At 66.3% G+C, this 16027-nt stretch carries 14 protein-coding genes; 4 read left to right on the forward strand and 10 right to left on the reverse strand.

Annotated features, from left to right (window positions below; genetic code table 11):
* Nucleotides 1–25: 25 nt before the first annotated feature.
* The 3 genes from AC5RT3_RS14950 to glgC all read right to left on the reverse strand — a co-directional run bounded on the left by AC5RT3_RS14950 (nt 26) and on the right by glgC (nt 3478).
* Complete coding sequence (locus tag AC5RT3_RS14950; RefSeq protein WP_494124569.1) at nt 26–511, reverse strand: pyridoxamine 5'-phosphate oxidase family protein; 486 nt, start codon at nt 509–511, stop codon at nt 26–28.
* 15 nt (nt 512–526) lie between these two features.
* Nucleotides 527–1978 carry an SDR family NAD(P)-dependent oxidoreductase gene (locus tag AC5RT3_RS14955; RefSeq protein WP_494124570.1) on the reverse strand — a complete coding sequence of 484 codons (1452 nt, stop codon included), beginning with the start codon at nt 1976–1978 and terminating at the stop codon, nt 527–529.
* A gap of 90 nt (nt 1979–2068) precedes the next feature.
* Entirely contained in the window at nt 2069–3478 is a 1410-nt protein-coding gene (gene glgC, locus AC5RT3_RS14960; RefSeq protein WP_494124571.1) for a glucose-1-phosphate adenylyltransferase, read from the reverse strand.
* A gap of 101 nt (nt 3479–3579) precedes the next feature.
* Between glgC and glgA the strand changes: the two genes are divergently transcribed.
* On the forward strand, nt 3580–4785 hold the full coding sequence (gene glgA, locus AC5RT3_RS14965; RefSeq protein WP_494052320.1) for a glycogen synthase: 1206 nt from the start codon (nt 3580–3582) through the stop codon (nt 4783–4785).
* Nucleotides 4786–4875: 90 nt separating this feature from the next.
* On the opposite strand, the gene AC5RT3_RS14970 is transcribed toward glgA, so the two are convergent.
* Nucleotides 4876–6984 carry an acyl-CoA dehydrogenase family protein gene (locus tag AC5RT3_RS14970; RefSeq protein ID WP_494052321.1) on the reverse strand — a complete coding sequence of 703 codons (2109 nt, stop codon included), beginning with the start codon at nt 6982–6984 and terminating at the stop codon, nt 4876–4878.
* 1 nt (nt 6985) lies between these two features.
* Nucleotides 6986–7771 carry a TetR family transcriptional regulator gene (locus AC5RT3_RS14975; protein ID WP_494124572.1) on the reverse strand — a complete coding sequence of 262 codons (786 nt, stop codon included), beginning with the start codon at nt 7769–7771 and terminating at the stop codon, nt 6986–6988.
* Here AC5RT3_RS14975 and AC5RT3_RS14980 point away from each other — a divergent pair.
* From AC5RT3_RS14980 to AC5RT3_RS14990, 3 genes are read left to right on the forward strand one after another with little or no spacing between them, the layout of a single operon-like run.
* Nucleotides 7770–9116: an acetyl-CoA C-acetyltransferase gene (locus AC5RT3_RS14980; RefSeq protein WP_494124573.1), complete on the forward strand. Its 1347-nt coding sequence runs from the start codon at nt 7770–7772 to the stop codon at nt 9114–9116. The two genes, AC5RT3_RS14975 and AC5RT3_RS14980, sit on opposite strands and share 2 nt — an antisense overlap.
* Nucleotides 9117–9126: 10 nt before the next feature.
* Nucleotides 9127–10467 (forward strand): 3-oxoacyl-ACP reductase, encoded by a 1341-nt coding sequence (locus AC5RT3_RS14985; RefSeq protein ID WP_494124574.1) that lies wholly within the window; start codon nt 9127–9129, stop codon nt 10465–10467.
* Nucleotides 10464–11375: a MaoC/PaaZ C-terminal domain-containing protein gene (locus tag AC5RT3_RS14990; RefSeq protein WP_494052325.1), complete on the forward strand. Its 912-nt coding sequence runs from the start codon at nt 10464–10466 to the stop codon at nt 11373–11375. Before AC5RT3_RS14985 ends, AC5RT3_RS14990 begins: the two co-directional genes overlap by 4 nt.
* On the opposite strand, the gene AC5RT3_RS14995 is transcribed toward AC5RT3_RS14990, so the two are convergent.
* The 5 genes from AC5RT3_RS14995 to AC5RT3_RS15015 all read right to left on the reverse strand — a co-directional run bounded on the left by AC5RT3_RS14995 (nt 11372) and on the right by AC5RT3_RS15015 (nt 15991).
* Nucleotides 11372–12424, reverse strand: coding sequence for an FUSC family protein (locus tag AC5RT3_RS14995; RefSeq protein ID WP_494052326.1), 1053 nt, complete (start codon nt 12422–12424; stop codon nt 11372–11374). The two genes, AC5RT3_RS14990 and AC5RT3_RS14995, sit on opposite strands and share 4 nt — an antisense overlap.
* Before the next feature lie 155 nt (nt 12425–12579).
* On the reverse strand, nt 12580–13689 hold the full coding sequence (locus tag AC5RT3_RS15000) for a serine hydrolase domain-containing protein (protein WP_494052327.1): 1110 nt from the start codon (nt 13687–13689) through the stop codon (nt 12580–12582).
* A gap of 31 nt (nt 13690–13720) precedes the next feature.
* A complete protein-coding gene (locus AC5RT3_RS15005; RefSeq protein WP_494124575.1) occupies nt 13721–14812 on the reverse strand; it encodes a glutathione S-transferase family protein in 1092 nt (363 codons plus the stop codon).
* Nucleotides 14813–14821: 9 nt separating this feature from the next.
* A complete protein-coding gene (locus AC5RT3_RS15010) occupies nt 14822–15550 on the reverse strand; it encodes a M50 family metallopeptidase (RefSeq protein WP_494124576.1) in 729 nt (242 codons plus the stop codon).
* Between the two features lie 138 nt (nt 15551–15688).
* A complete protein-coding gene (locus AC5RT3_RS15015) occupies nt 15689–15991 on the reverse strand; it encodes a DUF4193 domain-containing protein (RefSeq protein ID WP_494052330.1) in 303 nt (100 codons plus the stop codon).
* Between the last annotated feature and the right edge of the window lie 36 nt (nt 15992–16027).

Raw genomic sequence — 16027 nt, forward strand, 5'->3', positions numbered from 1 at the left:
GCCCAGCTCAGGGTCCCTGGCCGGATTATTCCGGCGAGGACTTTGCAGCGCTGCTGTGCTGGGTCCACCACGTCAAGGGTTCGGTCACCTTGAACCGGCGGCCGGTCACGCTGTCCGGCGTGATCCGGACAAAGGCGTCCTTGTGCCCAGCCTGCCAGGGAAAGAGGTACAGCCGGGCGGTGTCCAGGACGTCCTCGGTGCCCCTGACCACTGCAGAGGTGCCCTTGACCACCACGCTCCACGCCATGCCCGTCGAGGGATCCACGCCGTCGGCCTCAAGCGCCACGGCAGAGTCGCCCGAGGCACCGGACAGCTTGGTGCCTTCGCCGGTGCGGAAAACCACCGTGCCGCCGTCCACGGCGTAGTTGATGGGGAAGATGTCCGGGCGCCCGTCAGCCACAATGGCGAGCCTGCCGACGGATACCGTCCGGAGCATGGCCCAGCATTCATGGTGTTCGAGGTTCTGCACGGCGGACGGCGGCTGTTCAGTGGAGGCTGGCTCGGCGTTCATGCCGCGAGCTTACCGCTACCAGGGGCTGGGTTTGTAGTCCTTCAGGAACACGCCGTACTGGTCCTCTCCGGCCTCACCCATGACGATGGGATCGTAGACCCGGGCGGCGCCGTCCACGAGGTCCAGCGGGGCGTGGAAGCCTTCCTCCATGAGCCGGACCTTGGTGTAGTGCGGGCGCTCGTCGGTGATCCACCCGGTATCGACGGCGGTCATCAGGATCCCGTCCGTCTCCAGCATTTCCTGCGCACTGGTCCGCGTCATCATGTTCAGCGCGGCTTTAGCCATGTTGGTGTGCGGGTGGCCCGGGCCCTTGTAGGCGCGGGAGAACTGGCCTTCCATGGCGGAGACGTTGACGATGTACTTGCGCCGTGCAGTGGACCGTCTCATGGCTTCCCGCAGCCGGCTGACCAGCAGGAACGGGGCTGTGACGTTGCAGAGCTGCACTTCCAGCATCTCCAGCGGGTCCACCTCGTCCACCACCTGGGTCCAGCTGTTGATCGTGGCGAGGTCCGGCACCAGTCCGCCGGCGTCGATTGCAGTCCCGGACGCGATGCGTTCCAGTGAAGCCGAGCCCGTGGACAGCGCCAGTGACGTGATGGCGTCACCGGCCAGGACGGGATGCTCCGTGACGCTGCCGGCCAGTGCCAAAGGGTGTTTGTCGTGCGCGTGGCCGAACGTCAGCAGCTCCGGACCGCCGTTGGCCCGCTCCAACGCGGCGGGGAGGGGCTCGTCCTCGGCATCCACCAGCGGCTTGTAGGCATTGCCGGAGCGCCGGACGGTTTGCGCCGCGTTGTTGATGATGATGTCCAGCGGGCCTGCCTCGTTGAGGGAGTCCGTGAGGGCCATAACCTGCGCGGGGTCGCGGAGGTCGATGCCCACGATGCGGAGCCGGTGCAGCCAGTCACCGCTGTCCTCCATGGCAGCGAAGCGGCGGGCGGCATCCTTGGGGAAACGCGTGGTGATGGTGGTGTGGGCGCCGTCGCGCAGCAGCCGCAGCGCAATGTACATCCCGATCTTTGCCCGGCCTCCGGTCAGCAGGGCACGGCGGCCGGTCAGGTCGGTCCGGGCATCGCGTTTGCTGTGGCTGAAGGCAGCGCACTCCGGGCACAGCTGGTGGTAGAAGGCGTCCACCTGTGTGTAGTGCTGCTTGCAGATGTAGCACGGCCGGGACCGGATGAGGTGCCCGGCCACTTTCCCGGTGGCGGAGGGAGCGAGCTTGTTGCCGCGTGTTTCGTCGTCGATCCTGTCCGGTGCGGCGGTTGCCGTCTGGGCGAGGACGGCGCGGTCGGCTTCGGCGATGAGGTCCCGCTTGGTGACCCGGCGGTGCCGCTTGACGGCCTTGAACATCTTCCCGGTGGCGCGGCGCACCGAGACGTAGTCCGGGTGCTCCTCGTCATAGGCGTGGATGGTGTTCAGGACCTTGAGGCAGGCCTGGATTTCCTCAGGGGTCAGGTCGGGGGAGCTCATTAGGCTAATTTTACAGCCCGGAGCGGCAGCTTAAACGCGGCCGGCGGCACCCCAACGGGTGCCGCCCACCGTGGAAAAGCCAGTCAGCAGCTAGGAGAGCCGGGCCCGGGGTCCGGCGTCAGCCGCGGCAGCGGCGTGGGTCTGGGCCACCTTGTCTACGGACTCCCGGACATCCGGGTACTGTGCCGCGGCGGCCTTGACCGCGTTGGGGACGAGGTGCAGGTTCCTGGCTGCCAGCTGCCTCTCCTCTTCCCCGGGCTCGGGAACTTTCTGGCCTTTGGCGAGGACGGTGATGCCGGACTCGGTGACCTTGTAGCCGCGCGCCCGGTCCAGATCGGCGTCGAGTCCGATGGCTGCCCCGGCGGGAACCTTGACGTTCTTGTCGATGATGGCCCTGTTGATGACTGCGCCCGCACCCACCTGCACCTTGTCCATCAGGACGGAGTCGATGACGCGGCTGCTGGTTGCCACGTAGACGTCGTTGGACAGGACGGACCCCTCCACCACGCCGCCCGAGATGACCACGCCGCTGGAGACGATGGAGTCCAGCGCCGTGCCCACGGTGTTGTTCTGGCCGCGGACGAACTTGGCCGGCGGGGAGATGCTCTGGCGGGTGTAGATGGGCCATTCGGAGTTGTAGAGGTTGAAGACCGGCAGCGGGGAGATCAGGTCCATGTGCGCGTCGTAGAAGGAGTCGATGGTTCCAACGTCACGCCAGTAGGTGCGGTCCCGCTCGGTGGATCCGGGAATCTCGTTGAGCGTGAAGTCGTAGACGCCGGCCTCGCCCTGGTTGACGAAGTAGGGGATGATGTCCCCGCCCATGTCGTGCTTGGTGTCCAGCCGCTCGGCGTCCACGTGCAGGGCGTCCACCAGGGCGTCGGCGTCGAATACGTAGTTGCCCATGGAGGCGAGGAACTGGGTGGGATCGGCTGCCAGGCCGGGCGTGGAGGCGGGCTTTTCCACAAACGCGGCAATCTTCTGCGGATCGTTCTGGTCCACCTCGATGACGCCGAACTGGTTGGCCATATTGAGGGGCTGGCGGACGGCGGCCACGGTGGCCTTGGCACCGCTGCTGACGTGCTGCGCCACCATCTGGGCGAAGTCCATGCGGTACACGTGGTCGGCGCCGACCACCACCACAATGTCCGGGTTGGCGTCGTGGATGAGGTTCAGGGACTGGTAGATGGCGTTGGCGCTGCCCAGGAACCAGCTCTTGCCGACGCGCTGCTGCGCCGGCACCGAGGCAACGTAGTTGCCCAGCTGCGTTGACATCCGCCAGGTCTCGGAAATATGTCGGTCCAGGCTATGCGACTTGTACTGGGTCAGGACGACGATCTGCAGGTAGCGGGAATTCACCAGGTTGGACAGGGCAAAGTCGATAAGGCGGTAGCTGCCCGCGAAGGGCACCGCCGGTTTCGCGCGGTCTGCCGTCAGTGGCATCAGTCTGTTTCCCTCGCCGCCTGCGAGGACAATGGCCAGGACTTTTTTGTTCAACGGCATAGTGGTCGCTCCTGTACGCCTTCGTATCTCCCCAAACAGTCCGGCATGCCCGGACTCCTTCACACTAGAACAGTTATGCGTGAAGGACTACCTTGGGTCTTGTGCGAATAGACATTGTGACTAAAGAGTTCCCGCCGGAGATCTACGGCGGCGCCGGGGTGCATGTGGCCGAATTGAGCAGGGTGCTTAGTAAGCACGTTGACCTGCAGGTTCGTGCTTTTGGGGCTCCCCGCGACGCCGATTACCATGGCGCCCATGTGACGTCCTACTCCGTGCCGGAGGATCTGGGCTCGGCCAATGCCGCCGTCCAGACGCTCGGCGTGGACCTGCGGATCGTTCCGGACGTCGAGGGCGCGGACCTGGTCCATTCGCACACCTGGTACGCCAACATGGCAGGGCACCTGGCCTCGCTGCTCCACGGCATCCCGCACGTCCTGAGCGCCCACAGCCTGGAGCCGCTGCGTCCGTGGAAGGCCGAGCAACTCGGCGGCGGGTACGCGCTCTCATCCTGGGTCGAGAAGACCGCTTACGAGGCAGCAGCGGCAATCATCGCGGTGTCCGAAGGCATGCGCCAGGACATCCTGCGCAGCTACCCAAGCGTGGATCCGGCCAAGGTCCGCGTGGTGCACAACGGCATCGACGTCGAGCTGTGGAACCGGGACGAAAACGACGACGCCGTCCGTACCCTGGGCATCGACCCCGCCAAGCCGAGCGTCGTGTTTGTGGGCAGGAACACCCGCCAGAAGGGTGTGCCCTACCTCCTCCGGGCCGCAGCGAAGCTGCCCGATGACGTCCAGTTGGTCCTGTGCCTCGGCGCGGCAGACACCCCGGAACTGGCCGCCGAGACCGCCCGGCTGATCGAGGACCTGCAGAGCCAGCGGACCGGCGTTGTGCTGATCGAACGTATGCTGCCCCGGCATGAACTGATCCAGGTGCTCAGCCACGCCACCGCCTTCGCCTGCCCCTCCATCTACGAGCCGCTGGGCATCGTGAACCTCGAGGCGATGGCCTGCGGCGCCGCCGTCGTTGCCAGCGCCACGGGCGGCATCCCCGAAGTAGTCGAGCACGGCCAGACCGGCCTGCTGGTGGACCTGGAGCAGGTCACGGACGGCACCGGCACGCCGCTGGACCCGGACAAGTTCGTCAGCGAGTTCGCCGCGGCCCTGACCGAGGTGGTGTCGGACCCCGAACGCGCCCGCGCCATGGGACAGGCGGGCCGGCTCCGCGCCGAGAAGCACTTCTCCTGGGAGTCCATCACCGAAACCACGCTTGAGGTGTACCGCTCGGTGCTGCCCGCGGCACGCTGACCGTTCCTTACAACAGAACGACGACGGCGCCGCTTCCCTCGCGGGGAGGCGGCGCCGTCGTCATGTCCTCAGTCAGCAGCCGGGCCTGGGTCAGCTGTGGCGCCCGGCCGCGGTCCTGGCCAGCAGCACCTTTTCGTCGACAGGTGCCTTGCCGCTGGCCCGCTGGGTCCGGAAGTGCGCCCGGGCTTCGTCCTGGCGGGTCTTCTCGGCGCCGGTGGCAATGGCTGCCCGGACGTGCTCGTCGCCGTAGCCGAAAGCATCAACCAGGTCCAGGGCGTGCGGGCGGATCTTCACCAGCAGCCGGTTGATGTATTCACCCACGGTACGGCCGCGCTGCATGGAGAGGCGGCCGTTCATGAGGTACCACGACAGGTTCTTTTCGATCAGGCTGAGTCCGAAGAGGTCCCGAAGCCAGGTCAGCACTGTTTTCGTGCCGGGATCGGTGACGTCGCGGAGCGCCTCCGTGAAGGCCTCCCACTGCAGCAGCTCGGCATGGGCCTGCGCTGCGTCGATCAGCTCGTTCTGATGCCGGTTGAACAGAGCGGCGCCCTGTTCCTGCGAGAGCCTGTTGCTGCCTTTCAGCGCCGCGGCCGCCTCGGCCACCATGGTCTGTACCCGGTCGGTGAGGAGGGCGCGCTGGCCTTCCTCGTCACGCAGGGCAATCGCCGCCTTCTGCACCGAACCCGTGTCCGCCATGAACTGGGCCACCTGCCGCAGCCCTGTGCGGTGGATGGCAGCGCCGGTGGCCTGGCCCACCACGTAGCGGGCCAGGACGCCGAAGTCCACGCTGCGGAATTCCTTCGCGTAGTCGGCCAGTAGGCGTTTGGCCACCAGTTGCAGCAGGACGGTGTTGTCCCCCTCGAAAGTGGCATAGACGTCCAGGTCCGCCCGGAGCGATGCGAACCGGTTCTCGATCAGGAAGCCGGCGCCGCCGCAGGCTTCCCGGCATTCCTGCAGCGTATCCAGGGCGTGCCAGGTGCTGAGCGGTTTCAGTGCCGCGGCGAGGGTTTCCAGGTCCTGGCGGTCCGCGTCTGTGTCGGTGGCGCCGGAGAAGACGTCGTCGAACTTCTGCAGGAGCTGTTCGTGGGCGAAACCGGCGGCGTATGTGGTGGCGAGCCGGGTGAACAGCCGCCGCTGGTGGCGCTGGTAGTCGAGCAGGACTTCTTCGTCCGTGTGGCTGGACGCGTTGAACTGGCGGCGCTCGGCGGCGTAGTGGACGGCTGCCTTGAGGGCTACCTTGGAGGCAGCCACTGCCGCCCCGTCCAGGGAAACCCGCCCCTGGACCAGGGTGCCGAGCATGGTGAAGAAACGGCGGCCCGGGCTCGCGATGGGGGACGAGTAGGTGCCGTCGGCGGCCACGTCACCGTAGCGGTTCAGGAGGTTGGCCCGGGGGATGCGGACGTTCGTGAAGTGCAGCCGGCCGTTGTCGATGCCGTTGAGCCCGCCCTTGACGCCGTCATCCTCACCGCCTATGCCCGGAAGGAATTCCCTCGTCCGGGGATCGCGAAGGTCGACGTAGAAAGCGTGGACGCCATGGTTGACCCCCCGGGTGATGAGCTGGGCAAACACCACTGCTCCCAGCCCGTCGATGGCGGCGTTTCCGATGTAGTCCTTCCATGCGGCGCGGAAGGGAGTGTGCACCACAAACTCTTCGGTTTCCGGGTGGTAGGTGGCGGTGGTGGCAATGCTGGCCACATCGGAGCCGTGGCCGGTTTCGGTCATGGCGAAGCAGCCAGGGATTTCCAGGCTCATGATGCCGGGAAGCCATTTGGCGTGGTGTTCTTCCGTGCCCAGGTGCATGACGGCCGAACCAAAGAGGCCCCACTGCACACCTGCCTTGATCTGCAGGGACGGGTCGGCCACGACAAGTTCCTCGAACCCGGCGATGTTGCCGCCGTGGTCGTCCGAGCCGCCCAATGCGGAGGGGAAGGCGCGGTGGACGGCGCTGTTATCCACAAGGTACTGCAGCTGCCCGGACACCCGTTCGCGGTGCTCCGTAAACGGAAGCCCCTCGATCTTGTAGAGTTCGGGGCGCCCTGCCAGGTCCCTTGACTGCAGGCGGACGGCCGCCCACTTGCCGAGGAGCTGCTTGCCCAGCGCGTCAACGTTGACCGCAGGCTGGGCGTGGTCGGTTACGGGGTGGGCCGTGGTGGCAGGCTTGTGGCCCTTGCCGGCGGGGCGGTCCACTACTTCGGTCATGTCAATATCCTTTGCTGGTGCTGACAGGCGGTTTGGTGGTGCTTGAAGGGGTCAGTTCGGGGGCAATGCCAACGCACAGCCAGGCGGTGATCTGCCGTGCCATGGCTTCCTGGCCCGGCTTTGCGGGGGAATCAGGCGTGCTCAGCCACTGTTCGCCCGCATTGCGGACCAGGCCGATGGCTGCCTTGGGCCAGTAACCGATAACGGATTCCTTGCCGTCGCCCAGATGCGAGCGCATGGGCGTTGCGATCATCTCCGCTACGGCGTCAAAGAAGTGTCCCAAGGCGCCGGACACCGGCCCTCCCGGGGCAGCGTCGGCAGACTCCGCGGCAGCGGAACGGGTTACGAAGGTATAGACATTCGGGCTCGTGTCGGCCATCTGCAAGTAGGCCGCCACCATCGCCAGCAACCCCTCCCGAGGCGTCAGTGCGCTCTGGGCAGCCTCCCGGATGCGGCGCTGCATCTGGTCGAGGACTACCTCACCCACGGCCTGCTGCAGGCCGGCCTTGTCTCCGAAGTAGCGGTAGAAAACCGACTTGGATGTTCCAGCAGCCGCGGCGATGTCTTCCATGGAGGCGTCGCTGCCCAGCGCGTGGACCGCGCGCCGCGCCTGCTTGATCAGTTCGCGCCGCCGCTCCTCCCGGTGGGTCTGCCAGCGTGACGATCTGCCGTCCTCGGTTGCCCCGGCAGGTGACGCGTCAGGGAAGGGTTCTGAAATATTCACGATACTCAGCGTATCAGGTACGCTGGGTATCGGTAATTGCTTGTGACCAGAGGAGACAGCCATGTCCAATGACGGACCGTCCATCAACGGCCCCGCAGCCGGTTCAACCCCCGCCCTCCGCAGGGCGGTGGTTGTGGGAGGAAACAGGATTCCGTTTGCCCGTGCCGGTGCCGCCTACGCCAAGTCCTCCAACCAGGACATGCTGACGGCGGCCCTTGACGGCCTAATCGCACGGTTCGGGCTCCAGGATGAACGGCTGGGCGAGGTGGCGGCCGGTGCGGTTCTGAAGCACTCCAGGGACTTCAACCTCACCCGCGAGGCAGTCCTGGGTTCGGCCCTGTCCCCGGAGACACCGGCCTATGACCTGCAGCAGGCCTGCGCCACGGGACTGGAAACCGTGGTGGGGCTTTCGAACAAGATCAAGCTGGGACAGCTCGACTCGGCAATTGCCGGCGGCGTGGACTCCGCCTCCGATGCGCCGGTGGTGGTGAGCGAGGGGCTCCGGGAAGTGATCCTGGACCTTAACCGCGCCAAGACCCTTCCCCAGCGGCTGCAGATCCTCAGCCGCCTTCGGCCCAAGGACCTGGCCCCGCTGGCGCCGGGTACCGCTGAACCGCGGACGGGCCTTTCAATGGGGGAACACCAGGCGCTCACCACGGCGCAGTGGAAGATCTCCCGTGAGGCGCAGGACGAGGTGGCCCTGAACAGCCACCGGAACCTTGCCGCGGCATACGACTCGGGATTCTTCGACGACCTCATCACGCCATACCGCGGGCTCACGCGGGACGGCAACCTCCGGGCTGATACCTCGAGGGAAAAGCTGGCGTCCCTGAAGCCGGTATTCGGCAGGAGCCTGGGCTCCGATGCGACCATGACGGCCGGCAACTCCACCCCTCTGACCGACGGCGCCTCCACCGTCCTGCTGGCCTCGGACGAGTGGGCCGACGCCCGTGACCTTCCCAAGCTCGCCGCGGTGGTGGACGCCGAGGCCGCTGCGGTGGACTTTGTGCACGGCAAGGACGGGCTGCTAATGGCGCCGGTCTTCGCTGTGCCCCGGCTGCTGGCCCGGCACAACCTCACCCTGGCGGACATCGACTACTTCGAGATCCATGAGGCGTTCGCCGCCACTGTTCTCAGCACGCTTGCCGCCTGGGAGGACGAGGAATTTGGCCGGACCCGGCTCGGCCTGGACGGGGCATACGGCAAGATCGACCGGGCACGCCTCAATGTCAACGGATCGTCGCTGGCAGCCGGGCACCCCTTCGCCGCTACCGGAGGCAGGATTGTGGCCTCACTCGCCAAACAGCTGCACGAAAAGGGCAGCGTCGACGGTCGCCCGGCCCGGGGACTGGTCTCTGTTTGCGCGGCCGGTGGACAGGGCGTCGTCGCTCTTCTCGAATCGCTGTAGGGGGAACCTGATGACGGACAAGTACGCCCAGCTGGTGAACCAGGGGCTCGGCAAGAATGTGGCCAGGAAGCTGGGACTGCCGCAGCCGGCAGTCCTGCGCAGGTATGAACCCGGGCAACCGCTGGTTACCGGACCTGTTGTAGTCCTGGGTGAATCGGCAGCGGCCGACAAACTGGCCGCAGAACTTTTGTCATGGGACCTCGATGTCCAGCGGCATGCCGTACCGCGGGAAAAGCTTGGCGCCATCATTCTGGTCTTGGACGAGGTGGCACATCCCCAGGATCTTGAGAAGCCGGTCCTTGCCGCAGCGGGCTCCCTCCGGGACCTCGGCCCCTCTGCCCGCGTGGTGACCGTTTCGCGCCCGTCCCGGGAGGCAGACACGCCGGCGGCGGCCGCTGCCCGGCAGGGCGTCGACGGGTTCCTCCGCTCCCTGGCAAAGGAGCTCCGTGCCGGTGCCACCGGGAACGGTATCCTCCTCGCCGGGGGAGTGGAGGCAGCCAGTCCTTCTGTTCTGGCTGCGCTGCGGTTCTTCCTTTCCGGCCGTTCGGCCTATGTGGACGGCCAGTTCCTGACCGTATCCAGCGCCGCCGGAAGCCTTCCGGACGACGTCGAGAGGCCGCTGGCATGCAAGGTGGCCGTGGTAACCGGGGCCGCCAGGGGTATTGGCGCCCAGATTGCCCGCACGCTGCACCGCGACGGCGCAACGCTGGTGCTGGTGGACCTGCCCTCGGCAGGAGACTCTTTGGCTGCTGTGGCCAATGCGGTGAAGGGGACCGCCCTCCAGCTGGATATCACCCGGGAAGACGCCGGCCAGAAGATCCTGGAACATGCCGTGCAGCGGCATGGGCGGCTGGACATCATGGTCCATAACGCAGGCATCACCCGGGACAAGCTGCTGGCCAACATGGACCACGGGCGCTGGAGTTCGGTGATCAACATCAACATCTCCGCCCAGTTGCGGATCAACGAGGCACTGCTCGCATCTGAACAGTTCGGGCCGGCACCACGTATTGTTTCTGTTGCCTCCACCAGCGGCATTGCCGGCAACCGGGGGCAAACCAACTACGCCGCGTCCAAGGGGGGAGTGATGGGGATGGTCCGCGCAACGGCACCACTGCTGGTGACTGCCGGTGGCACCATTAACGCCGTCGCGCCGGGGTTCATCGAGACCGAAATGACCGACCGGATTCCGTTCGCCCTGCGGGAAGTGGCGCGCCGGGCCAACTCCCTGCAGCAGGGCGGCAAGCCGTCCGACGTCGCCGAAACCATAGCGTTCCTCGCCAGTGACGCCGCCGGGGGCATCAACGGTGAGGTGTTGCGGGTCTGCGGGCAGAACATGGTGGGGGCATGACGCCCGCGCAGCCGGTCATCCTCGGCGACATGCCGTCGCTGTCAAAGCTGTATGTCAACGCGGCCGCCCAAGCGGCCAGGCGCCGGCTGCTGGGGACCCACGACCAGGCGGCCCTTCCGTCGGAGAGCCATGAAGTCCGTGGCGTGACCGTGGATGTGGCCAACCTGACCGCCTACCAGCACCTGCTGGGAGAGACGGCCAGTGACGTCCTGCCCGCCGGGTTCATCCACGCCCTGTCCTTCCCGGTGGCCATGAGCGTGATGAACAGGGATGACTTCCCGCTGCCCCTGCTGGGCATGATCCACCTGCACAACAGCGTGGAACAGCGCTCGCCCGTCCTGTTCACGGACGCCTTGGACATCACGGCCAGGGTGGAGAACCTCCGGGGTCACCGCGCAGGTACGCAAGTGGACGTCGTCGCGGAGGTGCGCCTCGCAGGAAAAGAGGACATCTCCTGGCGGGGAACCTCCACATATTTGGCCAAGGGGGTGTTCCTGCCCGGAGTCGATAAGCCCTCGGCGGCACCGCCGAAGGGCGATTTCAAGGCGCCGGATCCGACCGCGCTGTGGCAACTGGGTGTGGACGCAGGACGGGCGTACGCCGCCGTGTCCGGCGACTTCAACCCGATCCACCTCAGCGTCCTGTCGGCGAAAGCCCTGGGTATGCGGCGTTCCATCGCCCATGGCATGTACCTGGCCTCACGGGCGCTCGCCGACGTCGGTTCCGTCCGCGGCGATTCCTTCACCTGGGAGGTCGATTTCGACGCGCCGGTGTTCCTCCCGTGCAGGGTGGCCCTGGAGATCGGAAGCGAGCAGACCGATTCGGGGGCCTGGCGGCGTTCGGGCTTTGTCGCCTGGAACCCCCGGTCCGGCCGACGCCATTTCAGCGGTTCCGTCAGCGCGCTTTAGTCGGCTGGCCGGACGGCCCGCAGGATGCGGTGGAGGCTCAGCAGGATCGATTCCGACGCCGGAACCGTGCCGCCCGTTGTTTTCCGGGATGCGGTGGCGGCCATACTGGCCTCCACCGCATCCCTCGCTGCCTGGAACCGCTCGCACTGCGTCGGCTCATCGCTGTCGCTGTACGAGTGCAGCAGCTCACCGGTCGCCGTCAAGGCATCAGCAAGCGGGCCGCTGTCCTGCACCGGCACCGCGTAAGGCACGTCGCTGACCCAGATCACGTCCGAGAGCACATCGGTCATGTCCTGGATGTAGAAAGTCACGCGTTCAAGCTCACGAAGGGTCCGGTAGTCAAGGTCCACGTCCCGCGGGTGGCGTTTCCGGCGGGGATTCGCCCGGCGGCTTGCGTCCGCTTCGTTGACCAGGTGCCGGACGGAACGGGCAGCCTCCGCAAGTTCGTCCGATCGGCGGGACCAGTCTTCATGCTCCGGAGGCCACTCCTCCTTCAAGGCCGTTCCCATATCGGTCAGTTGCCGGCCGAGGGCACGCCGGAGATCGTCCAGGCTGGCTGCTGCTGCCTTGAAGTGCAGCGGCGGCCAAAGCAGGAAGTTCACGGCGATGCCCACCGAAACGCCCACGCCCATCTGGAGCAGGTAGCCGAACGAAAAGTCGTCCGCATTGCTACCGCCCACCAGCAGGACCAGCAGGGCCGCCGTCGGAATCCAATCGCTGCCTGACCCGATGCGGGGGAGTCCACCCAGCAGCACACCAATCCCCATTAGCGCTGCGACGGCGAGCGGGGACGGGTCGGTGATGGTGACCAGGACGATGGCGATGCCGATGCCCAGGGCGAGCCCGACCAGGGCCTGCAGGCCCTGCCTTACGGAGCCGGCAACGTTGTGGTACATCGCCACCAAAGCGCCCAGCGGTGCGTAGTAGGGATAGTTGGCGGCGGCTCCCGGCATGAACGGCGCGATGGCGAAAGCCAGTCCGGCCGCAACGGCGGCCTTCGCCGCCAGTTGAAGCCGCTGGGCGGCGAATGCCGCCGACAGTCCTTCCAACGACTGCTTCAGAAGACGGGTTCCCCTGGCCCACCGGACTTGCTGCCGTACTTGAGTATTACCCATCCGTTCCACACTATGGCGCATTCCGGGAGCGTCCAAAGCCGCTGGTCAGGCCCGGAAAAGCACGCGAAAAGTGGGCTGCCGAGGTACTCCTAGGACAATGCAGCCGCCGAACGGCGTACCTCTGCAGCGAGCCGGTGGGCCTTTCCAGGGGTGCGTCCGTCCTCCTGCCGGCGGGGGATGTAGCCGAAGGACAAGGAGTAGGCCGGGTCGGCAAAACCCAACGCGGCGCTGGCCCCTTCATGGCCGAAAGCGCGGTGGCTGCCGAAGTTCCGGGAGGGGTGCGGCTTCATGAAGACGACGGCGAAGGCGTTGTCCAGCCCTGAGGACCGATCGAGCCCCCACACCTGTTCCTCCGCCATCAGGTCAATTGTTTCGGAAGTGAGGAACGGCGACTCGCCCTCCGCGCCGGTGGTGGCGGCAGCATAGAGCCTGGCGAGGCCTTCGGCCGATCCTACGCCGCCGGCTGCTGACATTCCTGCCGCGCGGACGCTGCGGATGTTGGGGAGCTCCATGATGGTGCTGACCGGAGCGTTGCTGTTCAGGCCATCCAAACTGAGTGGATCGAGCCAGGGCTGCCCGGCCGGTTCCTGGTAGAGGACGTTACGGTAGCGCGGTTCCAGGTCTACCGGCAGGCCCAGGAAGAAGTCGACGTTCTCCGGCTTGCGGATCCGGCGCTCATAGACGCTTTGCAGCGATTCGCCCGCCGCACGCCGGCAGAGCTCCTCCATGAGGATCCCGATGGTCAGGGCGTGGTAGCCGAACTGGCGTCCCGGCTGCCAGGTGGGTTTGGCCGCAGCCAGCCGTGCCGCAGCAGCAGGCGTGGTGAACTCGTCCAGGCCGAACCCTCCCTCAAGGCCCATCAGCCCCGCCTGGTGGGACAGGGCCTCGCGGACCAGCAGCCGGTCCTTGCCATGTGCAGCGAACTCGGGCCAGTAGCTGGCCACGGTGTTGTCCAGGTCAAGGAGTCCGTCCTGTACCAGCAGGGCCACGACCATCGCTGCCACGCCTTTGGAACAGGAGTACGCCCCGGTGAGGGTATCCGGGCTAATGTCGGGGCCGCCCGTGATGTCTACAACGCGTGTCCCGTGATGATAGGCAGCCACTTGGGCGCTGTAGCCGGGATTCTCGGCGAGGAAGGACTCGAACAGGTCCAGGACGTTGTCAAAACCGGGCGCTACGAAGCCGTGGGGTGTCTGCACCGGGACAGTCTATCCAGAAAACGCTTTCCTTCTAGTGGCCGGCTCCGTGTCCTGCTGCCACTTCCTCACCCTTCCTGACGGGGCCCGGGGGAGTCCCGTCCCCGAAAGGCCGCCCGCCCAGCGCCTCGCGGCCGTGCTTTTCGAGCCAGCCGCCAAGGTCGGGGCCGGCAGGGACGATCCCGGTGGGGTTGATGTCTTCATGGACGATGTAATAGTGCTGCTTGATCTGCACGAAGTCCGTGGTGTCCCCGAAGCCAGGCGTCTGGAACAGATCCCTTGCGGAAGCCCAGAGGGCCGGCATCTCGGTGAGCTTCTGGCGGTTGCATTTGAAGTGGCCGTGATAGACGGCGTCGAAGCGCGCCAGCGTGGTGAAAAGCCGGACGTCTGCTTCCGTGATGGTGTCTCCCACCAGGTAGCGCTGGCGGGACAACCGGTCCTCCAGCCAGTCCAGGGCGGCCCACAAACGCTCATAGGCTGAGTCGTAGGCCTCCTGGGACCCGGCAAAGCCACACCGGTAGACCCCGTTGTTCACCTCGGTGAACACCCTCTTATTGACCTGGTCGATCTCTTCGCGCAAATTTTGCGGGTAGAGCCTTGGCGCCCCTGGCCGGTGGAATTCGGTCCACTCAGTGGAAAAATCGAGGGTGATCTGTGGGAAATTGTTCGTGACCCCCTCTCCACTCGCGACGTCCACGATCACGGGGACCGTGATGCCGCGGGGATATCCCGGGAAACGCTTGACATATGCTTCCTGGAGCCGTTCGATCCCCAGGACAGGATCCACGCCGCCCGGGTCGAGGTCGAACGTCCAGGAACGTGCGTCATGGGTGGGGCCAGGCTGTCCCAGGGAAATGGCGTCCTCCAGGCCCAGCAAGCGCCGGACGATCACAGTCCTGTTGGCCCAGGGGCATGCCCGCGCTGCAATGAGGCGGTAACGCCCCGCTTCCACCGGCCAGCCCGGCTCTCCGTTGTCCCCGGGCCTGGCGTCCCGGGTGATCCGGTCCTCGATGTAGTTGGTATCCCGGGTGAATTCGGCACCCCCGGTCACGTACGCGCCGCGGGTGCTGTGGTCCGCCGTCGTGCCGCTGGCGGCCTGCTGGATGCTGTCCGTTTCCTGGCTCATGGCACTAGCCTAGGCGCCCCGGGCAAGGATCAGGGAGATGGGCTGCCAGGCGGCCAACCAGGAGACGGCCACAAGAACGGCGAACAGGGCAATCCATACAGCGGACGGCACGGCGGTGGCGCGGTACAGGAGGTAGGCGTCGGACGTCCCCAGCCGGTCCCTGCGGCGGAGGTGGACGTTTGCCAGTTTGAAAAGGTCCCTGACGGCTGCCACCAGCATGGCCACGCCCAGGACGACGGCGACATGGCCCACGAAAGCGTCCGGCACCAGCAGGATGAGGGCCAGCGCACAGGCAATGGCAAGGGCGGTGACAAGGAATCCCGCCACGTTCCGGAGGAAGAGCATGGATGCCGCCAGGACAAGGATGCTGGCCGCAATCGCTGCCGGTCCCCATCCGCTGAAACCGGCGATCACGAATCCGGCGCCGACGATGGCGGGCACGGGGTAACCCCAGAAGCAGGACCAGGCCGCCGCGGCCCTGCTCCGGCTGTAGCTGGTGGTGGTTCCGGAATGGTCGAGCCGAAGCCTGATGCCGGACAGCCGTTGCCCGCTGGTGACTGCGGCGAAGGCGTGGCCCATCTCGTGGACCGCTGTTGCCAGCAGGCCAAAGTACCGCCAGGAGCGCCGGGGAATGGAAAGCGCCGTTGCCACGAGCAGCACCAGCAGGAGCTCCTGGAAGGTAATGGCCGGAACCTCCGTACGGCGGAGCGATTCGACCAGGGTTTGCCACAATTCCATAGCCACCTACAGTACTAGCGGCTGCTGGACGCTGCCTTGACGCCGGCTTAAAAGCGGAATGGCACGCTGCCGGGCAGCGTGCCATTCGAGCCGGCGGGGCCACGGACTAATCCGCAGCGCCGCGTCTGGCCTGTCTTCCTAGCCCTCGCACTCGGTGCAGTAGCTGTGCCCATCCTTCTGGCGGGCAATCTGCGACCGGTGGCGGACAAGGAAGCAGGAGTAGCAGGTGAACTCGTCGTCAGCCTGCGGAATGACCTGTACCACGAGCTCCTCGGCGACGAATTCGCCACCGGGAACGCCGGCGCCGTCGAGCCCGTCAGCTTCATCCAGCTCAAGGACGACGCTGCGCGCGTCGGGAGCATTTGCTGTCTGGAGCTGCTCGAGGGAGTTGTCCTGCGATTCCTTGACGTCGGAGCGCAGTTCGTCGTAATCGGTTGCCACTTTGGGTGCTTCTCTTTTCTTTGGTTCGCCTGTCGC

This window comes from Arthrobacter sp. Y3221159 (assembly GCF_059089885.1).